Origin of the sequence: Arenimonas sp., from assembly GCF_035312645.1 — a bacterium.
In the GTDB taxonomy this organism is placed as follows: Bacteria; Pseudomonadota; Gammaproteobacteria; order Xanthomonadales; family Xanthomonadaceae; genus Arenimonas.
This window is the reverse complement of the sequence record NZ_DATGBO010000127.1, coordinates 1-7,076: the sequence shown is the minus strand read 5'-3', so window position 1 is coordinate 7,076 and position 7,076 is coordinate 1. Positions and strand designations below refer to the sequence as shown.

Sequence of the window (7,076 nt, the reverse complement as noted above, 5' to 3'; positions counted from 1 at the left end):
TATCGGGCCCGCTAGAGCAGCCCGGACTGCGCCATCGAGGCCGGCGCGCCATCGCCGACGATGAAGTGATCCAGGACGCGGACATCGACGAGGGTCAATGCCTGCTTGAGCCGTGCGGTGACGGCGCGGTCGGCGGCGCTGGCCTCGAGACTGCCGCTGGGATGGTTGTGCCCGAAGATCACCGCCGCGGCATTGAGCGCCAGGCAGCGGCGGGCGACTTCGCGTGGATGCACTTCGGCACCGTCCAGCGTGCCGCGGAACAACTCCTCGTAGGCGATCACGCGATGGCGGGTGTCGAGGAACAGGCAGGCGAATACTTCGTAAGGCAGCGGCCGCAGCTTGCGCGCCAGATAGTCGCCGGCCTGGTGCGGATCGGCGAGCGCGGCGCCGCGCTCGAGCCGCTGCCCGAGATGCCGCGTGCCAAGTTCCAGAGCGCCGGCCAGGCTGCAGGCGCGGGCCGGGCCGATGCCGGCGAGTTTGGCCAGCTCGCCGGCAGGGCGATCGAGCAGGCCGCGCAGGCCGCCGTGATCGACCAGCAGGCGCCGGCTCAGTTCGACGACGTTCTGGCCGCGGCCGCCGCTGCCAATGAACAGTGCGAGCAACTCGGCATCGGAAAGCTGACTGCTGCCGCGCGCCAGCAGTTTTTCCCGGGGACGTTCGGCGCTGGGCCAGTCGTGTATGTGCATGCGTCGAGATTGCCCGCGACGCGGGTCGCAGGGAGCTCGGGGCGGGCCGCGCCTTCGGGTAAGCTAGGCCGTCTTTGGCCGTAGGAAACCCCGCACGTGAGCGAATTAGCCGGACAGCGAATCCTGCTGGGCGTGAGCGGTGGCATCGCCGCCTACAAGGCCGCCGATCTGGTGCGCCGACTGCAGGATGCCGGCGCCGAAGTCCGCGTGGTGATGACCGAAGGCGCGCAGCAATTCGTCACCGCGACCACATTCCAGGCATTGTCGGGATATCCGGTTGGTACCACGCTCTGGGACGCCGCAGCGGAAGCTGCGATGGGGCATATCGAACTCGCACGCTGGGCCAGCCGCATCGTGATCGCACCGGCCAGCGCCGATGCGATCGCGCGACTTGCGCATGGCATCGCCAATGATTTGTTGAGCACCATCTGCCTCGCATCGGAAGCGCCGCTGACGCTGGTGCCGGCGATGAACCGGATGATGTGGGCGCATGCCGCCACGCAGGCCAATGTCGCCACCTTGCTGTCGCGTGGCGCCACCGTGCTCGGCCCCGGCGAAGGCGACCAGGCCTGCGGCGAAATCGGCGCTGGCCGCATGCTTGAACCGCTGCAGATCGTGGCCGCGCTTGCGGCGTTGTCGCAGCCGCCGCTGCTCGCCGGTCGCCGCGTGCTGATCAGTGCCGGGCCGACCTTCGAGGATCTCGATCCGGTGCGTTTTCTCGGCAACCGCAGCTCCGGAAAGATGGGTTTCGCGCTCGCCGCTGCGGCCGCAGCGATGGGCGCGAAAGTCGTGCTGGTGGCCGGGCCGGTGAATCTCGCGACGCCGGCTGGCGTCGAGCGCATCGACGTGCGTCGCGCTGCGCAGATGCGCGCGGCGGTGCTGCAGGCCTTGCCGGGCCAGGACGTCTACATCGGCGCTGCCGCGGTCGCCGATTACGCGCCGTCGGAAACCCTGCCGCAGAAAATTAAAAAATCCGGGGAAACGCTCGACCTCAAGCTCGTGCGCACTCCCGATATCCTCGCCGAAGTCGCCAGCCATGCGGCGCGGCCGCGGCTCGTGGTCGGTTTCGCCGCCGAGACCAACGACATCGATACCTACGCGCAGGACAAACTGCGCCGCAAGGGCCTGGACTTGATCGCCGCCAATGATGTTTCCGCCCAGGGCATTGGTTTCGAGAGCGAGGACAATGCGCTCGCGGTGTTTTCGCATGAGGGTCGCAGCGATATCGCCCGCGGGCCCAAGCGCCAGGTCGCGGGCGCCTTGCTGGCGCTGATCGCCGCACGCCTGGGGGCGTCGGCGTGATCCGCGACGTCGAGTTCAAGGTTCTCGATGCGCGTCTGGGCAAGGATTTTCCGTTGCCCGACTATGCGACCGCCGCTTCCGCCGGCATGGACCTGCGCGCGCTCTGCGATGCGCCGGTGACGCTGGCGCCCGGTGAGGCGCAGTTGCTGGCCACGGGGCTGGCCATCCACATCGGCGATGCTTCGCTGTGTGCGGTGATCCTGCCGCGCTCGGGGCTGGGTCACAAACAGGGATTGGTGCTGGGCAATCTGGTCGGCCTGATCGATGCCGACTACCAGGGGCCGCTAATGGTGAGTTTGTGGAATCGCGGGCAGAATCCACAGGTGATCCAGCCCGGCGACCGGATCGCCCAGCTGGTTTTCCTGCCGGTGGTGCGAACAAGATTCCGGCAGGTCGAGAATTTCGAACAGAGCGCACGCGGTGAGGGTGGTTTCGGCCATACCGGCGTGCGTTGAACGGGTCTAGGGGGACCAAATGAAATCGATGTCGAGCTTCAAACCTGCGCTGGTGCTGCCTCTGGTGGGCGGATTGTTCCTGCTGGCGGCGCTGTGGATGGCCTGGAGCGGCTGGCAACTGCGCTCGGCGAACCGGCTGAACGACGCGGTCAATGCCACCCGTCGGCAAGTCGCCGATCAGGTGCAGCCGCAGCTGAAAGCAGCACTCGACCATATGGCGGCGCTGAAGAATCGCAATGCCCTGGTGATGGCGGTGAAGGCCAATGATCTCGGCGCAGCCAAGGATCTGGTCACCGAGGGCTGGAGCGGCATCGAAGCCGTCGAGTTCATTGCCCCGGATCTCGCCGCTGCCTATGCCGACCCCGCGGCATTCGGTTACGGCAAGCTCGGCATCCTCGAGCGCGCGCTGCAGGACGGCAATCCGGCGACGGCAGTGGTCAAGGACGCTGGCGCCGCGCATCTGGGCCTGGCCTTGCCGCTGGTCGACCAGGGCCAGGCGATTTCGCTGGTGTATGTGCGCCTGCCGGTCGCGCCGATCTACGACAAATTCAAGGATGCCGCACCCAAGGGCGGCTACGTGGCGTTGCGCCAGGGTCGATTCAATCTGGTCGAAGCCGGCGAAAAGGCCGACGAGCTCAAGTTCCGCGCCGAAGTCGGTGCAATCGCCGTGGACGGCACGCCGATGCGCGTGGTGGCCGCTGCGCCACTGGTGGAAAGTGGCTTGTTCGAACAGGGCGGCTACGGCGAGATCGGTCTTGCCGCGCTGTTCGGTCTGCTCGGCGCTGGTCTGCTGATGGCCCCGAAACTCATGCCGCGCGGCAAGACGGCGGCGCCGGCGAGCGCGGACAGCGACGATGGCGGCGACACGCCAACGCTTGCGCAGTTGCAGAGTAGCGGCCAGGTGGTCGCGCCGCCCGATGCCGCGCCGGTGCGTGTGGTCGAGGCGCCAGTAGTGCCGAAGATCGCGCTCGATCGCACCATCTTCCGGGCTTACGACATTCGCGGCGTGGTCGGCAAGACGCTCGACGCCAGCATCGCCATGTTGATCGGCCACGCGATCGGCAGCCTGATGTCCGAGCGCAACCTGCGCAACATCGTCGTCGGTCGTGACGGCCGGCTGTCGTCTCCGGAAATGTCCGCGGCGTTGATCGAAGGCCTGCGCAAAGCCGGCCGCGACGTCATCGATATCGGCGAAGTGCCGACGCCGGTGGTGTATTTCGGCACCTTCCATCTGCGCACCGGTTGCGGCGTGTCGGTTACCGGCAGCCACAATCCGCCGGACTACAACGGTTTCAAGATCGTCGTCGACGGCGAAACCCTATCCGGGCAGGCGATCCAGGCGCTGTATGCGCGCATCGCCGAAAACCGCCTGTATCGCGCCGACACCCTGGGCCAGAGCGTCGCGCGCGACATCAAGTCCGATTACATCTCGCGCATCGCCGGCGACGTGCAGATCGAACGCAAGCTCAAGATCGTCGTCGACTGCGGCAGCGGCGTCGCCGGCAATTTCGCGCCCGACCTGATGGCGGCGATCGGTGCCGATGTCGAGCCGCTGTTCTGCGAAGTCGACGGCACCTTCCCGCATCATCATCCCGACCCGAGCGATCCGGAAAATCTCGTCGATCTCATCCGCGTCGTGCAACGCGTCGGCGCCGACATCGGCCTGGCCTTCGACGGCGACGGCGACCGTCTCGGCGTGGTCACCAAAACCGGCGAGATGATCTATCCCGATCGCCTGCTGATGTTGTTCGCGGCCGACGTGCTCGAACGCAACCCCGGCGCCTGCATCATCTACGACGTCAAATGCACCGGTCATCTCGCCACGCACATCCTGCGCCATGGCGGCAGCCCGCTGATGTGGAAGACCGGGCACTCGCTGATCAAGGCGAAGATGAAGGAAACCGAGGCCGAGCTTGCCGGCGAGATGAGCGGACACTTCTTCTTCCGCGAGCGCTGGTACGGTTTCGACGACGGCTTGTACGCCGCTGCGCGCCTGCTGGAAATCCTCGCCGCTTCGCCCGATGACGCCGACACGATTTTCGCGACCCTGCCCAAGGGCGTGTCCACGCCGGAGATCAAGGTCGCGGTTGCCGAGGGCGAGCAATACAGCTTCATCGAGGCGTTCACCGCCTCGGCGAAGTTCGAGGGTGCCCGCATCACCACCATCGACGGCGTCCGTGCCGATTGGCCAGATGGTTGGGGCCTGGTGCGTGCGTCCAACACCACGCCGGTGCTGGTGCTGCGTTTCGATGCCAAGGACGGTGCGGCGCTGGCGCGAATCCAAGCCACGTTCCGCGAACAGATCCTCGCGCTCAATCCGGCGTTGGTTCTGGGTTTCTGATCCGGTGATTTCGGGCCGCCTGATTTCCGGCGGCCCTGGAGATCGCGATCAGGTCGCGATCATTTCGTGGCGGCGGGTGCCGCTGCGCTAACGGGCGCGGCCGGTGCGCCTGCCAGCTGCTGTCCACGCAGTTCGCGGTAACGCGCCAGCACGCGCTGGAATTCCGAATCCAGCGAAGCCAGTTCGCTCATGCGGCTGGACTGGATGTTCTGCTGCTTGATCATCTCGACGTGTAGCTCGCGGATATCGCCGGCGCGTTTCGCATCCACCTTGCGATTGTCGAGTTCGGTTTCCGAGGCCTGCGCCAGCATGTCGGCGAGGCTGGAACGCACGCCCTTGAGGCCGATATCGGTCGATTCGATGGTCTGCTTGAGCAAGGTGATGCGCTCGTCGTAAGCGTGGCGCAGATCGGCTTCGGTCTGGTAGTTCACCAGCATCGAAGATTCCTGCATCTGCTGCGCCTGGACGACGGCAGCGGCCTTGGCGGCGGCATCCTGGCTGGCCTGGGCCTGGGCGCGTTCTTCCGCAGTCAATGCGCGGTCGACCGAGCCGGCGCTGTTGCCATTGCTGGCGTTGAATTCGCGTCTTGCCTGGTCGACGGCTTCCGGTGGCAGGGCGTCGTCGTAATGAACCTTGCCCTGTTTGTCGACCCAGCGATAAAGTTTTTTCTTGTCCTGGGCTTGCGCGGCGCTCGCGGCCATCAGCAGCACCAGCATGGCCAGGATCAGTCGATTCGTTTTCATGGCGACCTCAGGGTTCACTGCCGTAGCGCGAACGATACGCCACCAGCGCGTCTTTGTAAGCGGCCACTTCCGGCCGCTCGTCGGCCAGATGCAGCAGCTCGTTCAAGCCGGCGACGGCGATCACCGGCAGCGCGAATTCCGCGGCGACTTCCTGTGCCGCGGAGCGCGAACCGGTCTGGCCGCGCTCCTGGCGATCGAGCGCGATCAACACGCCGCAGGGCTCGCCACCGGCAGCGCGGATGATCTCCAGCGATTCGCGGATGGCAGTGCCGGCGGTGATCACATCGTCGACGATCAGCACGCGGCCGGCGATCTTTGCGCCGATCAGGCTACCGCCTTCGCCATGCGCCTTGGCTTCCTTGCGATTGAATGCCACCGGCACATCGCGACCGCGCGTGGCCAGCGTCACCGACAAGGCCGTCGCCAGCGGAATGCCTTTGTAGGCAGGGCCAAACAGCATGTCGAACGCCAGACCGGAAGTTGTCAGTGCGTCGGCATAGCACGCACCGAGCGTCGCCAGCGCAGCGCCGGAGTCGAACAATCCGGCGTTGAAAAAATACGGGCTGGTGCGTCCCGACTTCAAGGTGAACTCGCCGAAGCGCAGCACGTTGCGCGCCAGGGCCAGATCGAGGAAGCGGCGTTGGTAATCGAGCATGGGCGGGTCTGGGAAGTCCGGAAGACGGACACGATGATACGGGAGAGGTTGCAGGGATGGATTGGACTGCCCGGGCGCGGTCGGGCTGGGTTAGTCTTTCCTCCTCCCGTCCCACGTCCTTGCTCCCGTGAAAATAATCAGCTTCAACGCCAACGGCCTGCGTTCCGCGACTACCAAGGGTTTCTTCGACTGGTTCGCCACGCAGAAGGCCGACGTGCTTTGCGTGCAGGAAACCAAGGCGCAGGAACATCAGCTCGCCGATGCGAGTTTCCGACCGCGCGGCTATCACGTGAATTTTCGCGACGCGAGCACGAAGAAAGGTTATTCGGGCGTGGCGATCTACAGCAAGCGCGAGCCCGACGAAGTGCGCACGGCGCTGGGCTGGGAAGCATTCGACGAAGAAGGCCGCTATCTGGAAGCGCGCTTCGGCGACCTGAGCGTGGTCTCGCTGTACTTTCCGTCCGGTACGTCGGGTGACGAGCGCCAGCAATTCAAGTTCCGCTGCATAGACTGGTTCACGCCGATCCTCGACGGCTGGTTGGCCAGCGGCCGCAAATACGTGATCTGCGGCGACTGGAACATCGTGCACACGCGCAAGGACATCAAGAACTGGACGTCCAACCAGAAAAATTCCGGCTGTCTGCCGGAAGAGCGTGCCTGGCTGGATCTGTTGTTCGCCAAACGCGGCTGGGTCGACAGCTATCGTCACCTGCGCCCGGAAGGCGAGGACTACACCTGGTGGAGCCAGCGCGGCGCGGCACGCGCCAAGAATGTCGGCTGGCGCATCGACTACCAGATCGTGACGCCGAACCTGCGTGAGCAATTGAAGAGTTGCGCAATCACCGCCGACCCGCGTTTTTCCGACCACGCGCCGTATGCGGTGGATTACGCATG

7 protein-coding genes are annotated in these 7,076 nt (G+C 65.6%); 4 read left to right on the top strand and 3 right to left on the bottom strand.

Annotated features, from left to right (window positions below):
• Positions 1-11: 11 nt before the first annotated feature.
• Positions 12-686 (bottom strand): RadC family protein, encoded by a 675-nt coding sequence (gene radC / locus VKM35_RS11570; RefSeq protein WP_324321173.1) that lies wholly within the window; start codon positions 684-686, stop codon positions 12-14.
• 96 nt (positions 687-782) lie between these two features.
• On the opposite strand from radC, the gene coaBC reads away from it, so the two are divergent.
• The 3 genes from coaBC to VKM35_RS11555 are packed head-to-tail and all read left to right on the top strand — an operon-like array spanning position 783 to position 4,784.
• On the top strand, positions 783-1,988 hold the full coding sequence (gene coaBC / locus VKM35_RS11565) for a bifunctional phosphopantothenoylcysteine decarboxylase/phosphopantothenate--cysteine ligase CoaBC (protein WP_324321172.1): 1,206 nt from the start codon (positions 783-785) through the stop codon (positions 1,986-1,988).
• Entirely contained in the window at positions 1,985-2,443 is a 459-nt protein-coding gene (gene dut / locus VKM35_RS11560) for a dUTP diphosphatase (RefSeq protein WP_324321171.1), read from the top strand. Before coaBC ends, dut begins: the two co-directional genes overlap by 4 nt.
• 19 nt (positions 2,444-2,462) lie before the next feature.
• Complete coding sequence (locus tag VKM35_RS11555) at positions 2,463-4,784, top strand: phosphomannomutase/phosphoglucomutase (RefSeq protein ID WP_324321170.1); 2,322 nt, start codon at positions 2,463-2,465, stop codon at positions 4,782-4,784.
• Between the two features lie 59 nt (positions 4,785-4,843).
• Here VKM35_RS11555 and VKM35_RS11550 read toward each other — a convergent pair whose 3' ends face one another.
• On the bottom strand, positions 4,844-5,527 hold the full coding sequence (locus tag VKM35_RS11550; protein ID WP_324321169.1) for a DUF4124 domain-containing protein: 684 nt from the start codon (positions 5,525-5,527) through the stop codon (positions 4,844-4,846).
• 7 nt (positions 5,528-5,534) lie between these two features.
• A complete protein-coding gene (pyrE, locus tag VKM35_RS11545) occupies positions 5,535-6,182 on the bottom strand; it encodes an orotate phosphoribosyltransferase (protein WP_324321168.1) in 648 nt (215 codons plus the stop codon).
• A gap of 127 nt (positions 6,183-6,309) precedes the next feature.
• Here pyrE and VKM35_RS11540 point away from each other — a divergent pair.
• Positions 6,310-7,076: exodeoxyribonuclease III (locus tag VKM35_RS11540; RefSeq protein WP_324321167.1), on the top strand; the 767-nt coding region annotated here is incomplete at its 3' end.

Bases quoted from the DNA above. Each gene is read 5' to 3' on its own strand.
- VKM35_RS11550 (WP_324321169.1), bottom strand. From the start codon at position 5,527: ATGAAAACGAATCGACTGATCCTGGCCATGCTGGTGCTGCTGATGGCC.
- pyrE (WP_324321168.1), bottom strand. From the start codon at position 6,182: ATGCTCGATTACCAACGCCGCTTCCTCGATCTGGCCCTGGCGCGCAAC.
- VKM35_RS11555 (WP_324321170.1), top strand. From the start codon at position 2,463: ATGAAATCGATGTCGAGCTTCAAACCTGCGCTGGTGCTGCCTCTGGTG.
- radC (WP_324321173.1), bottom strand. From the start codon at position 686: ATGCACATACACGACTGGCCCAGCGCCGAACGTCCCCGGGAAAAACTG.